The organism is Paenibacillus sp. R-74696 (assembly GCF_055814915.1).
Window position 1 is genome coordinate 588,730 of sequence record NZ_JBPULM010000045.1, and the last position, 22,882, is coordinate 611,611.

The 22,882-nt window shown below is 51.2% G+C and carries 18 protein-coding genes; all 18 read right to left on the reverse strand.

The genetic code is table 11. The features are described 5' to 3' along the window. Positions 1–14: 14 nt before the first annotated feature. Complete coding sequence (ftsA, locus tag ACSR9A_RS22880; RefSeq protein WP_341282190.1) at positions 15–1,262, reverse strand: cell division protein FtsA; 1,248 nt, start codon at positions 1,260–1,262, stop codon at positions 15–17. A gap of 355 nt (positions 1,263–1,617) precedes the next feature. Then, positions 1,618–2,367 (reverse strand): cell division protein FtsQ/DivIB, encoded by a 750-nt coding sequence (locus tag ACSR9A_RS22885; protein ID WP_473759679.1) that lies wholly within the window; start codon positions 2,365–2,367, stop codon positions 1,618–1,620. Positions 2,368–2,451: 84 nt separating this feature from the next. Beyond that, positions 2,452–3,729 carry a UDP-N-acetylglucosamine 1-carboxyvinyltransferase gene (gene murA / locus ACSR9A_RS22890; RefSeq protein WP_473759681.1) on the reverse strand — a complete coding sequence of 426 codons (1,278 nt, stop codon included), beginning with the start codon at positions 3,727–3,729 and terminating at the stop codon, positions 2,452–2,454. Positions 3,730–3,744: 15 nt separating this feature from the next. Continuing rightward, positions 3,745–4,650 (reverse strand): UDP-N-acetylmuramate dehydrogenase, encoded by a 906-nt coding sequence (gene murB, locus ACSR9A_RS22895; RefSeq protein ID WP_473759682.1) that lies wholly within the window; start codon positions 4,648–4,650, stop codon positions 3,745–3,747. A gap of 170 nt (positions 4,651–4,820) precedes the next feature. After that, on the reverse strand, positions 4,821–5,918 hold the full coding sequence (gene spoVE / locus ACSR9A_RS22900; protein ID WP_341282186.1) for a stage V sporulation protein E: 1,098 nt from the start codon (positions 5,916–5,918) through the stop codon (positions 4,821–4,823). Positions 5,919–5,962: 44 nt separating this feature from the next. After that, entirely contained in the window at positions 5,963–7,408 is a 1,446-nt protein-coding gene (gene murD / locus ACSR9A_RS22905) for a UDP-N-acetylmuramoyl-L-alanine--D-glutamate ligase (protein ID WP_473759683.1), read from the reverse strand. Positions 7,409–7,688: 280 nt separating this feature from the next. After that, positions 7,689–8,651, reverse strand: coding sequence for a phospho-N-acetylmuramoyl-pentapeptide-transferase (mraY, locus tag ACSR9A_RS22910; RefSeq protein WP_473759686.1), 963 nt, complete (start codon positions 8,649–8,651; stop codon positions 7,689–7,691). A 4-nt stretch (positions 8,652–8,655) separates the two neighbouring features. Beyond that, complete coding sequence (locus ACSR9A_RS22915) at positions 8,656–10,122, reverse strand: UDP-N-acetylmuramoyl-tripeptide--D-alanyl-D-alanine ligase (RefSeq protein ID WP_473759687.1); 1,467 nt, start codon at positions 10,120–10,122, stop codon at positions 8,656–8,658. Next, positions 10,119–11,609 carry a UDP-N-acetylmuramoyl-L-alanyl-D-glutamate--2,6-diaminopimelate ligase gene (locus tag ACSR9A_RS22920; protein WP_473759689.1) on the reverse strand — a complete coding sequence of 497 codons (1,491 nt, stop codon included), beginning with the start codon at positions 11,607–11,609 and terminating at the stop codon, positions 10,119–10,121. Before ACSR9A_RS22920 ends, ACSR9A_RS22915 begins: the two co-directional genes overlap by 4 nt. Before the next feature lie 99 nt (positions 11,610–11,708). Further along, positions 11,709–13,652 carry a stage V sporulation protein D gene (locus ACSR9A_RS22925; protein WP_473759691.1) on the reverse strand — a complete coding sequence of 648 codons (1,944 nt, stop codon included), beginning with the start codon at positions 13,650–13,652 and terminating at the stop codon, positions 11,709–11,711. Positions 13,653–13,800: 148 nt separating this feature from the next. Then, entirely contained in the window at positions 13,801–16,086 is a 2,286-nt protein-coding gene (locus tag ACSR9A_RS22930; RefSeq protein ID WP_473759692.1) for a penicillin-binding transpeptidase domain-containing protein, read from the reverse strand. Between the two features lie 9 nt (positions 16,087–16,095). Beyond that, on the reverse strand, positions 16,096–16,497 hold the full coding sequence (gene ftsL2, locus ACSR9A_RS22935; protein WP_341282179.1) for a cell division protein FtsL: 402 nt from the start codon (positions 16,495–16,497) through the stop codon (positions 16,096–16,098). A gap of 20 nt (positions 16,498–16,517) precedes the next feature. After that, on the reverse strand, positions 16,518–17,468 hold the full coding sequence (rsmH, locus tag ACSR9A_RS22940; protein WP_473759694.1) for a 16S rRNA (cytosine(1402)-N(4))-methyltransferase RsmH: 951 nt from the start codon (positions 17,466–17,468) through the stop codon (positions 16,518–16,520). 76 nt (positions 17,469–17,544) lie between these two features. Continuing rightward, positions 17,545–17,982, reverse strand: coding sequence for a division/cell wall cluster transcriptional repressor MraZ (gene mraZ, locus ACSR9A_RS22945; RefSeq protein ID WP_046230405.1), 438 nt, complete (start codon positions 17,980–17,982; stop codon positions 17,545–17,547). 189 nt (positions 17,983–18,171) lie between these two features. After that, positions 18,172–19,218, reverse strand: coding sequence for a DUF4349 domain-containing protein (locus tag ACSR9A_RS22950; RefSeq protein ID WP_473759696.1), 1,047 nt, complete (start codon positions 19,216–19,218; stop codon positions 18,172–18,174). Positions 19,219–19,380: 162 nt separating this feature from the next. Then, the gene (locus ACSR9A_RS22955; RefSeq protein WP_341282176.1) at positions 19,381–20,640 is read right to left on the reverse strand and encodes an adenosylhomocysteinase; all 1,260 of its coding nucleotides are present in this window, start codon (positions 20,638–20,640) and stop codon (positions 19,381–19,383) included. Between the two features lie 27 nt (positions 20,641–20,667). After that, on the reverse strand, positions 20,668–22,308 hold the full coding sequence (gene bshC, locus ACSR9A_RS22960; RefSeq protein WP_473759698.1) for a bacillithiol biosynthesis cysteine-adding enzyme BshC: 1,641 nt from the start codon (positions 22,306–22,308) through the stop codon (positions 20,668–20,670). 175 nt (positions 22,309–22,483) lie between these two features. Next, complete coding sequence (locus ACSR9A_RS22965; protein ID WP_056041655.1) at positions 22,484–22,879, reverse strand: DUF3397 domain-containing protein; 396 nt, start codon at positions 22,877–22,879, stop codon at positions 22,484–22,486. Between the last annotated feature and the right edge of the window lie 3 nt (positions 22,880–22,882).

The window sequence follows — 22,882 nt, forward strand, 5'->3', positions numbered from 1 at the left end:
TCAATTTCCCCCGATCAAATAAATTCATTAAACATATTTTTTATCCGTTCGAACATACCGGGTTTGGATGAAGCGGTGGAACCCGTTTTGCGGCTGCTTGCGGCTTTTTTCACTGTGCTGGTCGTTCCGCGCGCTCCCATATATTTCGATACGTATTGAATCATTCCTACACCGCTGCTGTAAGCGGGATCGCGCACGCCGATATAATCCGGAAGTGCCACGCGTACGGTGGATTCAAGCTCTGCTTGAGCAAGCGCCAATGTGCCCGGCATTGTCACTGCTCCTCCAGTCAGTACATAGCTGCTAACCTTGTCATGATAACCAAGACGACGAACCTCTTGCTTGATCAGGCTGAAAATCTCCTGCATCCGAGGCTCGATAATGCTCGCCAAATCGACTTGAGAAAATTCCTTCTCTACATTGCTTCCCATACGGAGAACTTTGAACTTCACATCTTCCGCAGCATCGCCAATGTAGGAGCAGCCGTATTTCAGCTTGATTTTCTCGGCTTGATCACTTTGGGTACGCAAACCGTAAGCGATATCGTTCGTTACGTATTCTCCGCCGATAGGAAGCGTAGCAGTCGCTGCAAGTCCGCCCTGCTCGAAAATCGTAATCGTACAGGAGCCTGCTCCGATATCCGCAAGTACAGTACCCATCATTTTCTCGTCTTTCGTCAGCGATATGACGCCGGATGCCAATGACATCAATATGACGCCAGAAATGCGGAGCCCTGCTTTCTCCACACAGCGCATCAAATTATGTATCGCTGTCTTAGTACCGGTTACAATGGTGGCTTCCACTTCCAGACGCACGCCGATCATCCCCCGAGGATCGGATATGCCCTCCAGTCCGTCTACCAAATATTGCTTCGGCACTAAATTAATAATCTCGCGTTCAGGCGGCAAGGCTACTACTTTCGCAGCCTGCACAACTCTTTCAATATCTTCTTCGCCAATTTCACGGTCCTCATTGGATACGGCAACGACGCCATGATTGGTTTGCAAAGCAATATGATTGCCTTGAATACCTACATAGACGTCTGATATTTGAATACCTACCATTCGTTCCGCATGCTCAATCGCATTGCGAATCGACTGAACGGTCTGGTCGATATCTACAATAGCTCCTTTGCGAATACCCTCTGAGTCGGCAGATCCAACTCCAATAATATTAATGGCTCCGTTATTCACTTCGCCAATAATAGCACGAACTTTGGACGTACCGATGTCTAAACTGACGATGATGTCGTTGCTGCTCAACCCGCGGCACCTCCGTTTCAACTTATAAATTATACAGCTTGTATCAGTTTAATCACAAAACGCCTTTTTACATATTCAACGCAGTTAATAGTATCCCTCTTTTTAAGAGCACTATTTTTCTAACTCTATATGAATTTTAATTTCATCAAGGTGAAACGGCTTTCGCCATCCTTTGGCGGCGCGGCGCGTTTTCATTCCGAGAAATATAGAGAAAGGATGGGAATAGCAGATCCTTTCCTATATTTAAAAGAATACTCATATGGTGTTTAAGCGCCAAGCACGTCGTTTTGCATTCTTTTAAAAAGTCCACCTATAAAATCTTATCACTGTTTTCTAAAAATGAGTAGTCTGTTTTTCAACTGCCCTCTTCATTTTCAGGATCTGTCTTAATAAAAGAATCATAAGTATCCGCTAGCAGCAGGGTGATTTTTCCAGGCTCCTGTGTTTCAATGACCGCATTCATCGTTTCGATTTTCTCGCTCAGCAATGAAATGGCTGTTACTACTTCAAATTTCGTGCGCGTATAAATTTTGATGCGGTCAGGATACGCCTTGGATGGATATGGCATAATTTCGGATAAATCAGACAGCTGCTTCGCCGGAATTTTGCCAAGCTGCTCCGCAAGCTCCACGCGGTATTCATCTCCCTGCTTCCACCCAGACAATACAGGCTTATTGACCAATAGCTCCTCATTGGCTGCAGGAAGCTCCGAACCGTTCGCCAGCAGTGCTGTCAAATTGCCATCGCTGAACAGCTCAAAGGCAACGACCGGATATTCCTCTACCGTAATCGTCACCTTCCCAGGGAAAGCTTTGTCCACGGTGACATTATTAATGGTCGGAATCGCTTTAACCGCTTCCTCGATCGTTGCCGACGTTGTACCAAAAAAAGCGTCGCCCACCGATATAGCGGCAGCCTGTCCAATTTCTGCAGTAGTTGTATAGGCAGTGCCTTCAATATGAATTTCCGAAATTTTGCTAATAGAAGAATTAAAAAACAGCACGGACAGCAAAATGATAAAAAGCAGCACAAGCACGCTAAGCAGCTTGCGATTGCCCTTTCGTTTGCCAACCGGTTTTTTAAGCACTGGCATCGGCGCGCTCATAACTTGTCCCTTCTTTCCCCAAAAACATCCGGTTCCCAAATAGCAGGACCCGGGAGTTTCTATTCAGGCGCTTGTTCGCATACACTAGTTATTAGGAGCTTGAGGAACAGGAGAATTGCGTGAAATCCTTGCTCCCAGTCTGCTTAACATCGTCTCAATGCGATCATAGCCCCGATCAATATGATGAATTTGCTCCACTACCGTCTTCCCTTGCGCAGCGAGGCCCGCGATTACAAGCGCTGCCCCTGCCCGCAAATCCGTTGCTTCCACCGTCGCTCCATAAAGACGCGGAACGCCCCGGATAAAAGCCGCATTCATATCAACCCGTATATCCGCACCCATTCGTGATAGTTCGTCAACATGCTTCAGCCTGCCTTCGAAAATCGTCTCCTTCATAATGCTCGTTCCGTCTGCAAGCGCCAGCAGCACCATCACTTGAGATTGCAGGTCGGTTGGAAAAGCAGGATATGGAGAAGTAACAATTCGTTCAATGGCTTTGGGGCGGGATGCACAGCTAACTTTTATTATATCATCGTGGGTGGTGATTTGAATACCTGACCGGCGAAGCACGTGTATTAAGGAAGACAAGTGGGAGGGGCATGTATTCAGAAGAGTAATTTGACCGCGCGTCGCAGCAGCCGCAACCATTAAGGTGCCGGTTACAATTCGATCAGGAATGACCTTGTACTTACAGGGAGAAAGCGACTTTACACCATTAATCGTAATAGTATCCGTACCAGCACCGATCATCTCGGCACCCATCGCATTCAGAAACCGCTGCAAATCCTGAATTTCCGGCTCGCGAGCAGCATTCGTAATCATCGTTCGCCCTTCAGCAAGCACCGCGGCCATCATCATATTTTCCGTCGCTCCGACACTAGGGAAGCTTAGATGAATATCGGCTCCTTTGAGACGGTCTGCCCGGCAAATGATACGATTGCCCGCTTCTTCAATATCGGCCCCGAGCGCCCGAAGTCCCTCCAGATGCAAATCAATTTTGCGCTGCCCAATTGCGCAGCCGCCAGGCTGATACACCTGCACTTCACCAAACCTCGCAAGTAGCGGCCCCATTAGAAAGATGGACGAGCGCATCTGCCCCATTAACTTTTCCGGCACATGGGAGAGATGCAAGCTTTCCGTGTTCAGCTGTACCGTATCGCCCTCATGCTCCGCATGGCATCCGAGTTCCCGCAGTATGCTGAGCATGACGTCGATATCCAGCAGCTTCGGCACATGTTCCAGCGTCGTTTCGCCTTCGGCCAATAAGCTGGCTGCTAATATTGGCAAAGCGGCATTTTTCGCTCCTTGGATAACCATGGTTCCTGAGAGTGGTTTCCCGCCTTCAATCACCAATTTGTCCAATGTCTCACCTCCGAATTACCGCTCACCCACCACCAGCACTTCCGGCACCAAGCTGATCCCATATCGATCCACAATGACGCCTTGAATATGAGCCATGAGGGTAAGCACATCTTCAGCTGTCGCTTGCCCGGTGTTGACGATAAAATTGGCATGCAGCCCGGATACTTCGGCTGCACCTACACGGTGGCCTTTAAGCCCCGCCTCCTCGATCAATCTGGCGGCATAATCGCCTGGCGGGTTGCGGAAGACGCTGCCCGCACATGCCAGCTGCAGCGGTTGGGTACGCAGCCGCCTTTCCTTGTATGAGGCCAGCGTTGCAGCAATTTCCTGACGGTCTCCAGGCGCAAGCTCGAAGGTCGCTGAAAGCACGAGCCCTTTGCGTTCATGCAGCACGGAATGTCGGTAAGAAAATTGCATCTCCTCAGGTCCGTAGGTTACCAATTCACCATTTCCCAGCACAATCTCGGCTGACTTGAAAATACGCGACACATCCGATCCATGCGCTCCGGCATTCATATAGACGGCCCCGCCTACGGTTCCCGGAATGCCCCCGGCAAATTCCAAGCCTGTCAGTCCTTCCTTGCCGGACATCACAGACAGTTTAATGAAGGAATAAGCCGCTCCGGCATGAACAGTGTTCCCGTCGAAGCGCACATAATCCAGTCCGCCCCGCGGTTTAATGACAACGCCGCGAATGCCCTTGTCGCTCACCAGCATATTGGAGCCGCGTCCCAAATGGGTCCACGGTATGCCGTTTTCATGAAGCAGCCGGACAGCCGACATCATTTGCTGCTTTCCATCCGGTATAATAAGAATATCGGCAGGACCGCCTATTTTCCAAGTAGTATGATTTTCCAGCCGTTCATTAATGAGTACTTTTCCAATTTTTGCATTTTCAAACAGCTCAGCTACATGTTCCATGCTGTCTAACCTCCTTCTGCTTCAAGGTGAAGAACAGGCCCGCTCGGCGATGGTCACGATTTATAAGAGTATCCTATGCCCTGTGCCCGGGTAGTGTGACAAATGCCTATAGCGTCAGGCTGCAAGCCCTCTTATTGTATGGAGCAAGCGCCGCAAGCCTAGTTGTTCATTCACCTTGAATAACGTGAAATATTAAGTAAAATGCCCAGCGATGTGAGCAGAAGCGTAAGCGATGAACCGCCATAGCTGACAAGCGGCAGCGTAATGCCCGTTACAGGCATCATTCCGATAACGACACCGATATTGATGAGCACCTGAACGCCGATAATGCTCGTGATGCCGACTGCGAGCAAGCTGCCGAACGTATCAGGGGCATAAATGGCCGTTCGAATGCCGCGCCATATCACGATCATAAACAGCACAATCAGAGCTGAACCACCGATAAACCCAAGCTCTTCTGCAACGATGGAGAAAATAAAGTCCGTTTGCGGCTCCGGCAAATAGCTGAACTTCTGCCGGCTCATGCCGAGGCCAAGCCCGACAAGTCCTCCTGGGCCAATCGCATATAGCGATTGAATAATTTGATAGCCTGAGCCCAGCGGATCCGCCCATGGATCAAGGAAGCCCGAGATACGCTGCAGCCGGTAGGGAGCAGCCAAAATAAGGCCGACAAGCCCCGCGGCGCCTGCAAGCGCGAGCAGTCCCAAATGCTTGAGCTGTGCGCCTGCCGTAAAGATCAAAAGCAGAGATGCCGCGACCATGACTGCTCCGGAACCAAGATCCGGCTGCAGCATAATGAGGCCGAAGGCGAGCAGCGCCATCCCAAGCGGAGGCAGCAGTCCCTTGACGAACAGCGTAATCGTCTGCTGCTTCTCGGAAAGCCATTTTGCCAAAAATAAAACCATCGCCAGCTTCATGAATTCGGAAGGCTGGATGCCGAACGAGCTGATGCCGAGCCAGCTTCGCGCTCCGCCGCGCACGACGCCCACACCGGGGATCAGTACGATGACAAGCAGAACGAAGCAGATGATCAAGGCGATTTTTGCCCATTTGCGCCAAACGAGATAATTCATATTCATGGTGAAGATGAGCGCACAGACGCCGAGACCGGCGAACAGCAGCTGGCGCTTGACGTAATAATAGCGGTCTCCGAATTCATGAAAAGCGAGCACTGCGCTCGCGCTGTATACCATAATGATTCCGATAGCCAGAATGAGCGCAATGGAGACGATCATCCATACGTCCGGGGCAGACCTGGCTTTGGCCATAGCGTACACCTCTTTGCATGTAAAAGTAGGGACAAGCCCCCTACTTACAAGGTATGCGCCGAATCTTTAAAAATGCGCCCGCGCTGCTCATAGGATGTAAACATATCCCAGCTGGCACAGGCCGGCGACAGCAATACGATGTCGCCCGGCGCTGCTAGCGCGGCTGCATGCCGCACCGCTTCGCGCAAGGTCGCTTCGGCGCTGTCTTCAGGTTCGACCAATCGAACGCCTGCTAAACCTGCCAGCTCCGCAACATGGCCCAGCTTGCCGCGTGTCTCGCCGAGCGCCACAAGCCCCTTGAGCCTGTCACGGAACAGCGGCAGCAGCTCCATGTAATCCGAGCCGCGATCAAGGCCCCCTGCAATCAGCACGATTGGCGCAGTCAATGAGTGAGCGGACATCATCGTCGCTGTCGGATTCGTAGCCTTGGAATCGTTGTAATATTTGACCCCTTTTACTTCGCCTGCATACTCCAGCCTGTGTTCTACACCTTTAAAGCTCCGCAGCGTCTCGGTAAGCTGCTCCGGCAATGCTCCGGCTGCTAGACATGCCGCAATGGCCGCAAGCGCATTTGCCGCATTGTGGCGCCCTGGGATGCCAAGCTCGCCCACTTCAAGCAGCTTCGTTTGCGTTCCATCCTGCTTATGCCATACGATATGGCGTACGTCAGCAGCTTCAGTTTCACCCAGAGAAGCGTTCGAAGCTGTCTTCACATATGGAGGCTCAATCGCCACCCCATAGCTTAGCTTTTCATAAAGCGAGAAGGGAAAAATAGTAGCATTCAGACGATCAGCGAGCTGCCGGCAAACCGGATCATCCCAGTTCAGCACAGCCGTATCTTCTGCCGTCTGATTGGCAAACAGCTTTGCCTTCGAATGTATGTAATCTTCCATGCCGCCATGATAATCCAGATGCGTCTCTACTACATTGAGCAGCAGGGCGACGCGGGGACGGAAGCCCGATGTCCCTTTAAGCTGAAAGCTGCTCAGCTCGGCGACAAGCCAGTTGTCCTCTGTCGCTTCAACTGCCGCTTCGCATAATGGACGGCCAATGTTGCCGGCCACGATGGGATTTTTGCCCGCCGCCTCCAGCAGCTCGCCGATCCAGGTTGTCGTTGTCGTTTTGCCATTCGAGCCTGTAATACCAATAATCGGTGCCGGCGAAAGCCAATAGGCCACTTCCACCTCCGTCACAATTTCAACGCCTGCTGCTGCGGCTTGCCTAATGGGCGGAGTAGAATAAGGGATGCCCGGATTTTTCACAAGCAGCGCTGTATCAGCTGTAATCAGGTCGTCTGGATGAGAACCGCAAAGCACAGAAATGCCCAAAGCGATTAGCTCCTCCGCTTCGGGACATTGGTCTTGCTCTTTCTTATCGTTTACTATTACCTCCGCCCCATAGGAATGAAACACCTTCGCGACGCTAACCCCGCTTCTCGCCAGGCCAAGCACCACAATGCGGCGGCCCCGGTATGATGCCGGATGATCCATAAATGACAGCTCCTTGTAAAGGCCAGCAGCATGAGCCCCGCAACACCGTGATTCGCAAGTTAGAATCTCGGCGTTGCTTGAAGCGCCAGCTGCTATCCCTATTTTTTTGAAAAATATTAGGAAAGGATATGATTTTTCCATCCTTTCTCTATATTTCTACGCGAAACGGTTGCTTTGCCGCCAAAGGACGGCGAAAGTCGTTTCACCTTGAATTCTAAGGCAAAGCTCTTCGCTCGTCCTAGAAGGACGACGAAGTCGTTTTTGCTTGTGTGCAGTAATTTTAAAATACGCGTATCAGCAAAAGCGACAGCACTGCAAACACGAGACCAACCGCCCAGAACGTTGATACAACACGCCACTCGGACCAGCCGGACAATTCAAAATGATGATGAATCGGGCTCATTTTGAAAATCCGCTTGCCACGCAGCTTGAAGGAACCGACCTGTAAAATAACCGACAGCATTTCGAGTACGAAAATACCGCCGATTAAAATGAGCAGCAGCTCCATTTTCGTCAAAATCGCTACCGCCGCAATGCCGCCGCCGATGCCCAGCGAGCCGGTATCCCCCATAAACACTTTGGCAGGATAGGCGTTGTAGATCAGGAAGCCGAGTACGGCTCCAATCATCGCGGCCGAGAAAATGGCAGAGCCATAAGCTGACACTTGCAGCGCAACAATTGTAAATGCGCCAAAGGCAATCGCGCTTGTACCAGCGAGCAGTCCGTCCAGCCCATCGGTGAAATTAACCGAATTGCTGGCCGCGAACAAAATAATGACGACAAACGGATAATAAAACCATCCCATATCGAAGCTCCATGACGTGCCGGGAACGATGATTTCTGTGCTATGGTGCATCTGGTACAGCAGCGCGCAGACGATAACCGAGAACAACAGCTGCCCGAACAGCTTCTGGCGCGCGGTCAAGCCGAGCGAGCGCTTGAAGACGATTTTGATGTAATCGTCGAGAAAGCCAACGAGGCCAAAGCCTAGCGAGGCGGTAAGCAGCACCCAAAAATCCGCCGTTTTATCGGCAAAATTCAAAAAGGCTATGAGCAGCGCCAGCATAATAATGATGCCGCCCATCGTTGGTGTGCCGCTTTTTTTCAAATGGCTTTGCGGTCCGTCTGTACGAATTTGCTGGCCAAACTTCATTCGTTTCAGCAAGGGAATACAAATCGGCCCAAGCAGAGCCGCGAGCAAAAATGAAAGGCCTAGTGTGAATAAAATAATCATCATGTCCATGCTCTCACCCCACCTCTAAAGCTTGGACAATCTGTTCCATACGCATACCGCGCGAGCCTTTAACCAGCACAATATCCGCAGGCTGCAGCTGCTGTTTGAGCCACTCCGCCAGCTTTTCCTTCTCTTCAAAATGAATAATGTCCGCTGCATCAGCCGCAGCGCCAAAGCTGCTCTTCACGCCGCGCGACGTGTGACGCGACAGCTGCCCGCAAGTAAGCACGGCATCCGCTTTCGCTGGCGTAATGAAGGCGCCCGTCTCATAGTGAAGCTGCTCCTCATCCGGTCCTAGCTCAAGCATATCGCCAAGCACGATCCATTTTTTGCGGAAGCCGCTTACGCTCTCCAGCAAATCAATGGCCGCCCTTACCGCAGTCGGATTCGCGTTATACGCATCATTCAAAATCATGGCGCCATTAAAAGCTTTTACCGGCTGAATCCGCATGCCTGTCAGCTGCAGGCTGGACAATCCCTGGCGAATCCGCTCCCCAGAGATGCCAAAATGATGGCCAATGGCTATAGCTGCCAGCGCGTTGCTGACATTATGCTTGCCCGGCACAGGAATGGCATAGCTTTCCCCTTCAGCTGTTTCGGCTGTTACAGCCGATTCCGGCACCACTGCATGGGCTTGCGCGCTGGCGCTTCCGTCTTTCAGCTCGAAGGCTGCCGATACCGCGTCTATATTCATATTCGCAGCTGTCCACTGGTTTCCGTCCATCAGGCCAAAAGCTTCCAATCTCGCGCCAGCTGGAAGCGCCGCAGCGCCAAGACCGGAGGCGAGCAGCGGCTCATCACCGTTATACAGCAGCAGGCCACCGGGCTGCAAGCCGGAAACGATTTCCAGCTTCGCTTTCGCGATGCCTTCGCGCGAGCCCAATTGAAGCATATGCGCATCGCCAATATTCGTAATGATGGCAGCATCAGGCCTCGCAATTTGCGTCAGCAGCTCAATTTCACCAAAGCCGCTCATACCCATCTCCAGCACGGCTACCTCCGTCTGCTCATCCAGCTCCAGCACCATCAGCGGCAGCCCGATATGATTGTTCAGGTTGCCTGCCGTTTTGTGCACGCGAAGCGAGGTGCCGAGAACTGCGGCAACCATATCCTTCGTTGTCGTTTTTCCGTTGCTGCCTGTAATACCCACAACGCGCAGTCCTGCAAGCTCGGTGCGATAGGCACTGGCAAGCGCTTGAAGCGCTGCAAGTGTATCATCGACCAAAAGCAGAGGGGCGTCTGCGAGCTCCGGCGGAATAGCCTGGCCGCGCTGCCACAGCGCAGCGGCAGCCCCATCCTTGATCGCCTGGCTCACATAGTCATGCCCATTGAATTTATCTCCCACCAGCGGCACGAAGAGCTGCCCCGCTGTAATTTTACGAGAATCGGTTCCTGCGCCAATGATGGCAACGGCGGAATCAGCCGGGTTCCACTCCGCCTTGCACATGCCGCCTATTTGTTCCAGCGTACGTCTAATCAATGTAATAATCCCCTTATCGCTTCTTTCGCAACTAATCGGTCATCAAACGGATGCGTAACGCCTCCGATAATTTGATAGGTTTCATGACCTTTCCCCGCAATCAATACTACATCGCCAGGGCTTGCCATTTCAACCGCTTTTTCAATAGCGGCATGTCGATCAACGAGCAGCTCATAGCGGCTCTTGTCCACACCACCCTGCAAAAGCCCGGTTTCCACGTCCCGCAAAATGAGCTCAGGGTCTTCCGTACGCGGATTATCCGAGGTAATAATCGCATAATCGCTGTATTTGGCAGCAATGGCGCCCATAATCGGACGCTTCGTCCGGTCGCGGTCGCCTCCGCAGCCGAATACGCAAATGATGCGTGGCGGCGCTAGCTCCTTGACCGCGCGCAGCACATTGTCGAGTCCATCCGGCGTATGAGCGTAGTCCACGATAACGGCAAAGTTCTGACCGACGCTTACCGATTCCACGCGCCCCGGCACACCGGCCATTTTTTCCAGACTGGCCTTGATCTGCTCAATCGCTATGCCTTCAATCAATGCCGCACTAATGGCCGCAAGCGCATTATACACATTAAACTTGCCGACCATCTTGAGCGTAATATCCGCGCTGCCCGCGAAGGTGTCGACATGGAAGGACGTGCCTTGCGCCGTAATTTGAATACGCGAGGCACGGACATCCGCCTCATGATCAATGCCGTACATAATGGTATCCGCAGCTGTCCCTTTTGCAAAAGCCTCCGAGGCTGGGTCATCCGCATTGAGCACCGCATAGGAGCGCTCCGCCTCTTCACTAGCATACACATTGCCAAGCCGCGAGAAGAAAAGCCCCTTCGCTTCAGCATAACGCTCCATCGTGCCGTGATAATCCAGATGATCCTGCGTCAGGTTCGTGAAAATTGCCGTGCGGAAGCGGCAGCCCTTCACCCGGCCCTGCTCCAGCGCATGGGAGGACACTTCCAGCGCGCAATATTGCGTGCCGGCGTCACGCATCTCCGCCAAATAACGCTGAAGCTGGAGCGCTTCCGGCGTCGTGCCGGACATCGGCTCGGTTATCCCTGCATAACGCCGCTCCACTGTACCGATAACACCTGCCGGCTTTTGCTGATCATTCAAAATTTGCTCAATTAAATACGTTGTCGTCGTCTTTCCATTCGTGCCGGTAACCCCGATCAAATGCAAGGAGCTGCTTGGCTGCTTGTAAAAATAGTCCGCAAGCACCGCCATCGCATGGCGGCTGCTCCCTACAACGAGCTGCGGAGCCGCAATATGCGGCAGCTCGCGCTCGACTACAAAGGCAGACGCCCCGCGCTCCGCCGCTTGCGGAGCAAAGTCATGCCCATCCACCGTATGGCCCGGCAAACAAATAAACAAGCTGCCCGCCTGTGCCGCACGTGAATCCGTCTCCATGGCTGTAATCTCTATATCACCGCTGCCAATTAGCTTGGAAGTGATTAATCTGCTTGCCAATTCGCTTAATTTCATATGCCTATCTTCTCCTCCCATCACTCGGCAAACCTGAAGCCCTGCTGCCTGACCGAGCATGATGTCCTTCATTATTATTTATTATGTCTACCCGTATAGTCAATGCGTATGTGATATATCTTCCTCGTCGCCCAAATAGATGCGAATCGTAGAACCGCGATCTACCCGCGTGCCGGCAGCAGGCGCCTGACGAATAACCGTCTGCCCCGTTCCCGCCGAGCTTAAGTTGAAGTTCATATTCAAATCCTCATAAATATCGGACACCGTCTTGCCGATCAGATTAGGTACAGTCACAATTGGGGTCTCTCCGTATTTGTATACTTTTCCAATCTGCTTTTCCCTTTGCGGCACCTGCAATACCGTCAATGCATCCTCCATCATATTGCGGACGATCGGCGCCGCAACGAGGCCCCCGAATTGGATCCCTTGCGGATTATCGACCGCTACATAGATGACGATTTCCGGATCATCCGCTGGGGCAAAGCCGATAAAGGAAACGATATGCTCGTTTGGCGAATATTTGCCGTTCACGACCTTTTGCGCCGTACCGGTCTTGCCGCCAACGCGGTAGCCATCAATAAACGCATTTCGTCCGGTTCCTTTCGCTACGACACTTTCCAGCGCTTCCCGAACCGCCTTCGACGTTTCCTCAGAAATGACCGTTCGCACCGCCTCCGGCTCTACGGTTTCCACCGTCTCCCCGGTATCTGGATTAATCCAGCCCTTCACCACATGCGGCTTGTACAGCGTACCGCCATTAATAGCAGCCGAGACAGCGGTAATTTGTTGAATGGGCGTAACCGACACCCCTTGACCGAAAGCGGTCGTCGCCAGCTCCACTGGCCCAACCCTGCTCAGCTTAAACATAATGCCGTTTTCCTCGCCGCCAATATCAATGCCCGTTTTTGTGCCAAAGCCAAAATTTTTAATATATTCGAACAGCTTATCTTTGCCCAGCCGCTGCCCAAGCGTCACAAAGCCCGGGTTGCAGGAGTTCTCGACAACTTCCAGAAAAGTCTGGCTGCCATGGCCGCCCTTCTTCCAGCAGCGAAGCCTTGCGCCTCCAACTTCAATTGCACCCGGATCATAGAAACGCTCATTGTTCAGGTTAACCTTCTTTTCTTCAATAGCTGCCGCGAGCGTAATAATTTTAAACGTAGAACCCGGCTCATAGGTCATCCAAATCGGCAAATTCCGATTGTACACTTCGGACGCGACTTCCTTGTACTTATCCGGCTCATAGGTCGGGCGGCTTGCCATCCCCAATATTTCACCATTTTTCGGATTCATCGCAATGGCCATAATCTGGTCGGGCTGGTGCTGCGCCATCGCTTGGTCCAGCTCTCGCTCCATAATCGCTTGAATTTGCTTGTCGATCGTCAGCTGCATCGTCAGCCCTTCCTTCGGCTCCACATACGTATCCGAGGAATTCGGCATCTGCCTGCCGCGCGCATCCGACAGAAAAGAGACATTCCCTTGAATGCCGCTAAGCTCGTCATTATACTTCGCTTCCACACCCGTCAGTCCTTGGTTGTCTATGCCTGTAAAGCCTAGCACATGTGCCGCCAAACTGCCAAAGGGATAGAAACGCTTATTGTCCTCGGCGGCAACAATGCCAGGAAGCGCAAGCTCCCGCACCTGCTGCGCCTTCTCCAGCGTCATTTTGCGGCCGCCGGGACGAAGCTGGACGAGCATTGATTTTTTCGTATTGATTTTGCCATACAGCTCATCTGCCGTCATATCCAGCAGCGGTGCGAGCGCATCAGCCGTCGCCCGCTTGTCTTTAATTTGCGCAGGAATCGCCCAAATGGTAGGCGAGGTTACATTGTAAGTCAGCTTGACGCCGTTACGGTCCCAAATTTCTCCCCGCTTCGCCATATAGGGAATGTCCCTGCGCCATGAGTTTTCCGCCTTGGCCGCCAGCTCGCTGCCTTGCCAAAGCTGGACATACCCTAGCCGCGCACCTAAAGCGGCAAATGCAATGACTCCAAAAATCAGCACCATAAACAATCGACGGCGCACCGTCACATTTGATACTTTCATCGCTTGCTCCTCCTCCGCCCTTTGCTTAAGGCAGAGCGTACACTGACGCTCATTCCCAGCCTATTCATTCGGCGGAGGAGATAGAACAAGCCTCTGACCTGTCCCTTATACTACCCTTACTAGCCCATGCCAGTCGTTGCTGAATATTCTATTGCTCCTGAATTTCTCCTGTATCCTCAACATCATCCTGCATGGAGCTGCCTGAGGAGGCCTCTTCTTCCGTATCAGACTCAGCTTCATTCTGTGCATTCGCATTTTCCAATGCTTCCTCTGCCGTGATAGCCCCCTCTGCTCCAGTAGGCGGCGAAAGCTGTACACGCAAAATCCGCTTATCTCCCTGCTTGTCTTCCTTCTGGGAAATAATGAAGCCTTCGCCTTCTGCCAGCAGCTGCACATTCATCAGTGAAGCAACCTCCAAAGCATCACGGAGTGACAGCCCCGTCATATCGGGAATCGTTAGCTTGTCCTGCTGCTCGGTAACGAGATAAACGCGCTGGGTGGGAGCGATGTTTTCCCCTGCTGCCGGAACCTGTTTGACTACCGTGGTCCCGGTTCCAACGACCTCAAACATTACATTGCGCGCTTTAAGCTCAGTCTGCGCCTGCGACAAATTCATTTCCGTGACATCCGGCAGCTGAATGGTTGGCGTCTTTTTATCAGTCGTCGCTTCCTCCGACGCGTTTTCCGGCAGGATGCCCATATGGCGCAAAGTTTTATAGACGATCTCCTTAAAGGCTGGAGCGGCAACCGTACCCCCGCCCGCAAGCGGATCATTAGGCTCATCGACGACGATATAGACGACGACCTTCGGATTTTCAACCGGTGCGTAGCCAATAAACGAAACAACATATTTATTTTTGGAATATTTCCCATTAATAATTTTTTGTGCCGTACCGGTTTTACCTGCTACACGGTAGCCCTCAATGTAGGCATTGCGGCCGGTTCCGTTTACTTGGTCGGATACAACCTGCTCCAAATATTCGCCTACCTTCTTAGACGTATCCTCGGAAATTACCCTGCGTACAACCTTCGGCTCAAACTTCTGGGTTGTATTCGTATTCGGATTGTAAATTTGCTTAATAATTTGCGGCTGCATTAAATTACCGCCATTTGCTACTGCTGCCACTGCAGCAATTTGTTGAATCGGCGTCACGGATACGGGACCTTGTCCGAACGATGCCCGTGCAATATCACTGGGAATGCTCAAATTGATATTGTTGACGCCCTTTGATTCATTACCCAGCTGAATGCCTGTCGGCTGCCCGAAGCCGAAGCGATTAATATAATCAACCAGCTTCTCTCCGCCGAGCATTTGCCAGCCCAGCTTAACGAAAGCGACGTTACTGGAATGCTTCAAGCCGTCCAAATAAGAGATTTTCCCCCAGCCTACCCGGTTGGAATCACGGACGGGACTACCTGGCACATTAATGCTACCGGATTGAAAGGTCGCATTCGGTTCGAACAGCCCTTCTTCCACCGCAGCGGCCAGCGTTACAATTTTGAACGTTGAACCAGGCTCGTACAAGGACTTGATCGCGTGGTTGTACGCATTTTCAAAGTTCGTATCCCAATACGTATTCGGATTAAAGGTCGGATAATTCGCCATTGCGAGAATTTCCATCGTATTAGGGTCAGCAGCTATAGCCGTGATGCTTTTAGGCTGATATTTATCCGCTACTTGCTTGATCGCGTCCTCTACATAATGCTGAATTTCATTATCCAGCGTCAGCGTAATATCCTGCCCATCTACGACGGGCTCGTAGACGACGTCGCCTTCTGCTAGCTGAACACGCTTGCCATCCTTCTCATACTTGATTTCGCCATTCTTGCCCTGCAGCTTGTCATTGAAAAAGGACTCGATGCCCGCGAGCGCTTTGCCATCCTTATCTACGTAGCCTAGCAGTTGGGATGCCATTGTGTTGCGAGGATAATAGCGTTTTTGATCATCATATAAATAAATGCCAACGTCATTTACTTTGCTTTCTTTCTTTAGCTCATCCCGCAGCTCCTTGATTTTATCGGCCACCGATTTATCGATATTCCAGCCGCCGTCGCGAATTTCGCGCTGCGCGTAATATTCGCCTTTATCGTTTTGCGCGGTTACGATTTTTCGCAGCTCATCCTGCGGCTTGTTCAAAATCGCATTCAGCCCTTCTACGACCTCATCGGCAATGCCCAAACTATCAATCTGCTTCGGACTGACAGCCACATTATACGCAAGTGCATCCATCGCCAGCACATTGTCATTGCGATCCGTAATGGTCCCCCTATTCGCTACTAAAGTCTCCGAATCAGCCCAGCGTTCTTTTGCCATCGTATACCAAGTGTCTCTATCAACTACCTGAACATAGAAAATTCTACCAATTAGAATAAGAAAAAGGAGGGTAATTACCCCTCCAAAAAACAGCGTGCGCATTCTGATTCGTTTTACCATACGTCCTCCTTACTCACCCATTGCAGTAGCCGATTCCTCTTTGCCTGTATTAACGGTTATGCCTGGCTGATAATTGTTGACCATCCCCTGGCTTTCCGCCATTTTCCGAATAAACTCCGGATCGCTCAACATTTCAACCTGCTTCTTCAGCTCTTTCAGTTCGACGTTCACCGCTTCATATTCACTGGTCACATGTTTAATTTCCACACTCATTTTATAAATTTCGGCATACCTGAAAATAATAACGCCTGCAACAAGCACGCAAGCAATTACGGTAAACAGGTACAGCAGCTTTTCCTGCATCGTTAACGTTTTTCTTTTGACGACCACCCGTTTGTTTTGCTTAATTGCTGGCTTCTGCTCAGGCTTTCTCTTAGGCTGCAGAGCCAAATTTCCATTCGTATAGGCCACTCCAGAACCTCCTCAAGGTCTCACAATTTTTCTGCGATTCGCAGCTTGGCCGAACGAGCTCGTGGATTGGACTCCAGCTCCTGCTCACTCGGAACGATCGGCTTGCGGTTTACTAACCGAAGCTTTCCTGTGCCGCCGCATACACATTTCGGAAAATCCGGCGGACAAGTGCATTTTTCTAAAAGGCTCGCAAATAGTTGCTTGCAGATTCGATCCTCAAGGGAATGAAACGTAATAACAGCCGCCCGGCCCCCTGGATTCAGACAGCGAATCGCCTGTGCCAAAGCTTCTTCCTCTGCCCGAAGTTCATCATTCACCGCAATGCGCAACGCCTGAAATGTACGTTTCGCAGGATGCCCGCCCGTGCGTCTAGCCGCAGCAGGGATGGATAGCTTGATGAGCTCCACAAGCTCTCCAGTTGTCTCAATCGGCTTGCTGTCCCTCGTCTTGATAATCGTCCTGGCGATGGATCTGGCAAACTTCTCCTCGCCATAATGGGTAAGAATCCGTGATATTTCACGTTCATCCCAGGTGTTGACAATTTCATGAGCGGTCATGGCACCACCTTGATCCATCCGCATATCGAGCGGCGCGTCATGATTGTAGCTAAAGCCGCGCTCTGCCTCATCAAGCTGAGGGCTCGAAACACCAAGGTCAAACAGGATGCCATCGACTTGAGGTACGCCGTCCACAACTGGTACGTCGCAGGTGAGCAGCATTTGTTCCAAATACCGGAAATTACTCTTCACAAGTGTTACTTTATCCAAATACGGTGCAAGCCTGATCTTTGCGTGGTTCAGCGCAATATCATCCTGATCAAAAGCGATTAACCGTCCTCCCTCGCCCAAACTCGACGCAATGCGTTCACTGTGTCCCGCCCCGCCGAGCGTGCAATCGACGTAAATGCCGTCCGGCTTAATGGCCAGGCCGTCAACCGCTTCCTCCATAAGTACTGTTACATGCTGAAACACGCAATTGCCCTCCCGTTCTTGTTGTCTAGTCATGGTAGCCCAGTTCCATCATTAGCAAGTTTTCGAAATCGCCCGTTTAAAAGTTAAAGTCAAAATCGACCAACTTCTCGGCAATTTCATTAAAGGTTTGCTCGGACTCTGCATAGTAGCCGTCCCAGACCGCCTTGCTCCATATTTCTACCCTGCTTGAAACCCCCAGAACCATACAATCCTTGTCAATTTTTGCATATTCTCTAAGATGTCCCGGCAAGTTTACCCTTCCCTGTTTATCCAGCTCGCATTCGGTTGCCCCGGAGAAAAAGAACCGGGTGAATGCCCTAGCATCCGCCTTCATGAGCGGAAGCGATTTGAGCTTCTGCTCAAGTACGGTCCATTCGCTCATTGGATAAACAAACAAGCAGTTGTCGAGACCGCGGGTGGCAATAAAGGAAGCACCTAGTGAATCACGGAATTTGGCTGGTACGATAAGCCGACCTTTGTCATCAACGCTGTGCTGATATTCGCCCATGAACATAAGATCGCCTCCACCCTCTCTCCCTTATTCCCCACTTTGCTCCACTTTCCCCCACATAACATAGTGTAATTCGCCATACAACAATAAAATCCTGCTCATAGGAGCAGGATTTTGTTAAAATGTTTGACCTTATTAATAAATTTTCATCTTACCCTTCGTATCCAGCAAGGAAAGCAAGCTTGATGCCCTTTATTGCTGCTCCTGCTCCGGCTTTGCAGGCGGAGTTTTGGCGCGGGTACGACGTACAAACCACCATATTACAAGTCCAATAATGACTGGAATAACGAGTGCGGGAAGCGCTCCTGCGAGGAAGACGAGCAGCCCTTGAATGACGTTCCAGGTTCCTTCATAGCTTGTTTTAAAGGACGCCAGCATCTTGCCGCCAAGCGATTTCTCTTCCTTGTCCGTCTTGATCGTGCTATCGATAGGCTGATACAGCCTCAGCTCAATCGTGGAAAAAGCTACATTTTTGTCCAAATAGCGTGTACGCCCTTTGATTTGTTCAATTTCCTCCTGAACCTTTGCAAGCTGCTGCGAAAACTTGACCAGATCATCCGCTTTTTGCGCTTTATCCATGAAGGAAAGAAGCCTTTGCTCCACCACCTGCTTTGCCTTCAGCCTCGCTTCCAGATCGACGTATTCCTCCGTCACATCGGTTCCTTTCAGCTCGCGCTCCAGATGCTTGTTCTCGATTCCCTCCAGCCGCTCCACAAATGGCATAAACCCTTGAGCCGGCACCTTAATCGTATAGTTCGCCCCCTGCTCATTGCCATACTGCCCATCCTGAAAAGCAAGAATGTACCCGCCAGCCTGATGGATGGCATTACGCAGCTGCTGGGCCGCCGCTTCATAATCGGCAACCTCCATCGTCATGGTCGCCGTATAGATCAGCTTTTGGTTAAAAGCTTCTCCGCCTATGGCCATGCTGTCAATTAAGCTGTCTGTAGACGCATCTGTCAATGCTTTATTGTCGGCAGCGGAGCCCGCTTCAGTAGAAGCAGCCGCGCCATCACTTGCGGCTGAGCTGCTGCTCTGATTTTGAAGCTGCTCGCTAGAAGTCTCGGCTCTGCTCATTTCCCCTTCAGATGCATAATCGCTGTTTGCAGACGAGCAGGCCGACAGCAGCAGCATAATAGCCAGCATGAGCGATGCCGGCAGTAAAATGATTTTTTTATTTAAGCTGCCTTCTTTTGCACTCTCTTTCATTCTCCATTTTGTTTTCTCTATTTTGTTCATAAAAATGGCCCCCTTTGCTCTATTTACCGTCCTAGACGTAAATTTTGACAAAAGGTTGCTCATTGGGAAACAACAACAGCCGCTGCTACCGCGTTTAAGCGGCAATAGCGGCTGTTCCTCTATTCCTCTATTTCTCTGTTGCTATACAACAAGGGGCCGGGATTAAACGTTCCAGCTATCCTGATAAGCTATTTGCTCTGCTGTAAGCGTATCGATGCTGATACCCAGCGATTCCAGCTTGATGCGTGCTACGCTTTCGTCCAGCTCATAAGGCAAATTAACTACTTTTTTGCCCAGTGCTTTATATTGCTCATTCACATAACGGAGCGACAGTGCTTGAAGCGCAAACGTCGTATCCATAATTTCTGCCGGGTGGCCATCGCCGGCTGCCAAGTTGACAAGGCGTCCTTTGGCAATGACATAAATGCTTCTGCCATCCTCCAGTTGATACTCCTCAATGTTGTTGCGAACTGTGCGCACATTAGTAGAAAGCGCCTTAAGCTCCGGAATATTGAACTCCACATCAAAATGTCCGGCGTTCGCCAAAATCGCGCCACCCTTCATCACCTTGTAGTGCTCGCCGCGAATGTTATCGCGGTTGCCTGTTACCGTAATAAACACATCGCCAAGCTTGACCGCTTCCATCATCGGCAGCACAGTGAAGCCGTCCATATGTGCTTCAACCGCACGAATCGCGTCCACTTCCGTTACGACAACTTTGGCGCCAAGTCCTTTGGCACGCATAGCTACGCCTTTGCCGCACCAGCCGTAGCCTACAACGACGACGGTTTTGCCAGCAATAACGAGGTTCGTCGTTTTGTTCAGCGAGTCAAATACCGATTGACCAGTGCCATAACGGTTGTCGAACAAGTATTTGCAGTAGGCATCATTAACCGCAACCATTGGAAGCTGCAGCGTGCCATCCTTCTCCATTGCTTTCAGACGAATGATGCCCGTCGTCGTTTCTTCCGCGCCGCCACGAAGATTTTCACGCAGATCCGGACGATCTTTGTGCAGCAGCGTAATCAGCTCTCCGCCGTCGTCAATAATAAGATCCGGCTTCGATTCGATCGCTTTAATAATCAGCTCATTATACTCTTCCGGGCTAGGATTATGCTTTGCAAAAACAGTAATGCCGTCTTCTACGAGCGCCGCACAAATGTCATCCTGAGTGGACAGCGGGTTGCTGCCCGCAATTGTAACTTCCGCTCCGCCAGCCTTTACGACTTTAGCCAAATAAGCCGTTTTCGCTTCCAAATGCAGCGCAATCGATACTTTCAAGCCTTTGAATGGCTGTTCCTTCTCAAATTGCTCGCGAATGCTCGAAAGCACCGGCATATGGGCGCTAACCCAGTCAATTTTCAAATGCCCTTCCGGGGCAAGCTTAATATCGCGAATAATGCTTTTATCCATTGTGCTCATTTGTTCATTCATCCTCCAAATTTAAGTTTATAAATAAATGATTTGATGACCGCCTAGCGGGGAAAAAGGAGCTTCCAGCAGCTTGTCGAGCCACGAGGTTCCGTAACGGTTCCAATAAGCGGTCATATTCAGCACCCGCTCCTGCGGTTTTCCGCTTGGCCACAAGGACAGCGCAATGCGGTCCAGCTGGCGAATAGCCGCTTCGTACTGCTTCTCATGGGCATCCTTCGTGCGCGTCTCAAGAAACGTGATCTGCTCGATGATTTTCTGACGGTTCGTATCGCCAAGCTTGGCAAGGCCCGGCTGTACTGAAGCAGCAAGGTCAAGCAGCGGCGCATACAAATCTTCAAACGCCTGCTTCGCTGTGGCAAACTTCTCGTCAATGGACAGCTGATCCTGCTCAGCCAGCCACTGGTGCTTGCGCTCCTCGAAGCGCAATGCCACATCCTCGAGCGTCAACTCGTACTTGCCCATATGCTTGGCTACTGTACCTTCTACGAGCGTAAAGGATAGGCGTGGCAATACAATCGGCATTTCCATATCCAGCTTGCGGAAAGCTTCTCCAGTAATCGCCCAATAAGCAATTTCCGCAGCGCCAAGCACCGTCCCAAGCACCGGAAACAAATAATCCTGCATCAGCGGGCGTGTCAGCACATTGTTGCTGAGCTGCTCCGGCTGCTGCCCCGCCATGTCCAGCAATTGCTCCTTCGTTAGCGAATATTCGCCCTTGCGGCTCTGGAAGCTTCCTTCCTGTTTATAAAGCAGGGTCCGCTCCTGGCCTTTATCTGTCTGGAAAACAAACAGATTAGAGCTTCCAGGCGTTACATCAACCTGCAGCGGATAGCCAAACTCCTTCACTTGATTGGCTGCAGCTGTATACGCCTGCTCCAGCTCGTCGTTGTAAGTGATCAGCTTCTCGAACATAGGAGCCTCAAGCTGGCGCAGCTGCGGATCATCAGCATCCATAATAACGAGGCCATGCTTGCTCAGCAAACAGCTGATTACACCTGCAAACATTTCCGATAACGATTGCGCTTGCTCCGTAATTTGTCCCAGCTGCTGTAGAATTTCCGGCTTAAAATCGGAATTAGGCAGCGCCTGCTCCAGCTCGGTTAGCAGCTCAGCCCATGTACCTGAATCAATGGCCGTTCGGCTAACCGATGTTCTTGCCCCTTCCGGACGCGCAGCCGCCAGCTTGCGCAGCCCTTGGTCAGCAGTAAGCACATAGGCATGATTCGCTTCGTCCCAGTCATGATCCTCTCCAGCAATCCAAAATACGGCAGCGACCTTTCTTCCCAGCAACTGCTCGGCATGGCGGGCTGCGCCGATAATTGATACGGCTTTATGTATAACGAGAAGTGGTCCAGACCATAGTCCAGCCTGCTGGCCGCCAACGATAACTGGCGCGCCTTCCGCAATCGCATCAATGGCAGCAAACGCCTCGGGCGCAGCCTTCCATTTGCTATTGTAATCACGCAGCACAGCTGCGACTGACGCAGCATCCGCCCTTGTGCCCGCTGATTCAGCAAGCCGCTTGGCACGTAGCTCCCAATCGCCCTTGCGACCCGGATGATAGCCAAACAAGGACTCAAGCCTTGAGTCCGTTAGGTTAACATAGGCGTCCGTGAGCGGCTGAGTGCTTGGTAATGAATAAGTTTCGGTAGACATAAGCCACCCCTGCCTCCTAATTGAAACCATATATTTAAGCGTAAATGCTTATGATTCTGCCTGTAACAGACAAATTGATTGTACACAAGATATAGGGCGCGCGTCAAAAAGAAAAACAGGCCCTTTGCAAAAAGACCCGTCTTGAAGCCGTTTGCAGTCTGATCACAGTCTGCAATTATATCGAAAATATAGATTGGCCGATGGCGATGAACATTAGCAGCAGATAAAGCATGCTCATCGTGAAAAAACCAAGCCGCCATACGGCGCGAAATATTCTTTTCACATTGACGCTGCCGCGTTTGCGGAACTGGGCATTGCCCAGCAAGCCTCCGCCAATCAGCATAAACAATAAAATGCCATACAAGCCGAAAGAATTATTGAACAAGGAATCAAGCAATACCGCCACACAGCCGATCAGCAATGCGGTCGTCACATCCATCGCCAGACGAAAGGCTTTTTTGCGGTCCTGTATAATAGCTCCGTAGCCAAGATAAATCAAGAGAAAAGGTATTACTGGAATAACCGCCATATAAGCATAAAAATGCTTGATGCTCTCCCATATTATCCCCATCCG

Excerpts from the sequence above, each read along its gene's own strand:
- murB (WP_473759682.1), bottom strand. The coding sequence starts at position 4,650 with ATGGAACATGTAGCTGAGCTGTTTGAAAATGCAAAAATTGGAAAAGTA.
- ACSR9A_RS22965 (WP_056041655.1), bottom strand. The coding sequence starts at position 22,879 with ATGGGGATAATATGGGAGAGCATCAAGCATTTTTATGCTTATATGGCG.
- ACSR9A_RS22955 (WP_341282176.1), bottom strand. The coding sequence starts at position 20,640 with ATGAGCACAATGGATAAAAGCATTATTCGCGATATTAAGCTTGCCCCG.
- spoVE (WP_341282186.1), bottom strand. The coding sequence starts at position 5,918 with ATGGCCAAAGCCAGGTCTGCCCCGGACGTATGGATGATCGTCTCCATT.
- ACSR9A_RS22925 (WP_473759691.1), bottom strand. The coding sequence starts at position 13,652 with ATGAAAGTATCAAATGTGACGGTGCGCCGTCGATTGTTTATGGTGCTG.
- ACSR9A_RS22950 (WP_473759696.1), bottom strand. The coding sequence starts at position 19,218 with ATGAACAAAATAGAGAAAACAAAATGGAGAATGAAAGAGAGTGCAAAA.
- ACSR9A_RS22885 (WP_473759679.1), bottom strand. The coding sequence starts at position 2,367 with ATGAGCGCGCCGATGCCAGTGCTTAAAAAACCGGTTGGCAAACGAAAG.
- ACSR9A_RS22920 (WP_473759689.1), bottom strand. The coding sequence starts at position 11,609 with ATGAAATTAAGCGAATTGGCAAGCAGATTAATCACTTCCAAGCTAATT.
- bshC (WP_473759698.1), bottom strand. The coding sequence starts at position 22,308 with ATGTCTACCGAAACTTATTCATTACCAAGCACTCAGCCGCTCACGGAC.
- mraY (WP_473759686.1), bottom strand. The coding sequence starts at position 8,651 with ATGGACATGATGATTATTTTATTCACACTAGGCCTTTCATTTTTGCTC.
- murD (WP_473759683.1), bottom strand. The coding sequence starts at position 7,408 with ATGGATCATCCGGCATCATACCGGGGCCGCCGCATTGTGGTGCTTGGC.
- mraZ (WP_046230405.1), bottom strand. The coding sequence starts at position 17,982 with ATGTTCATGGGCGAATATCAGCACAGCGTTGATGACAAAGGTCGGCTT.
- ACSR9A_RS22930 (WP_473759692.1), bottom strand. The coding sequence starts at position 16,086 with ATGGTAAAACGAATCAGAATGCGCACGCTGTTTTTTGGAGGGGTAATT.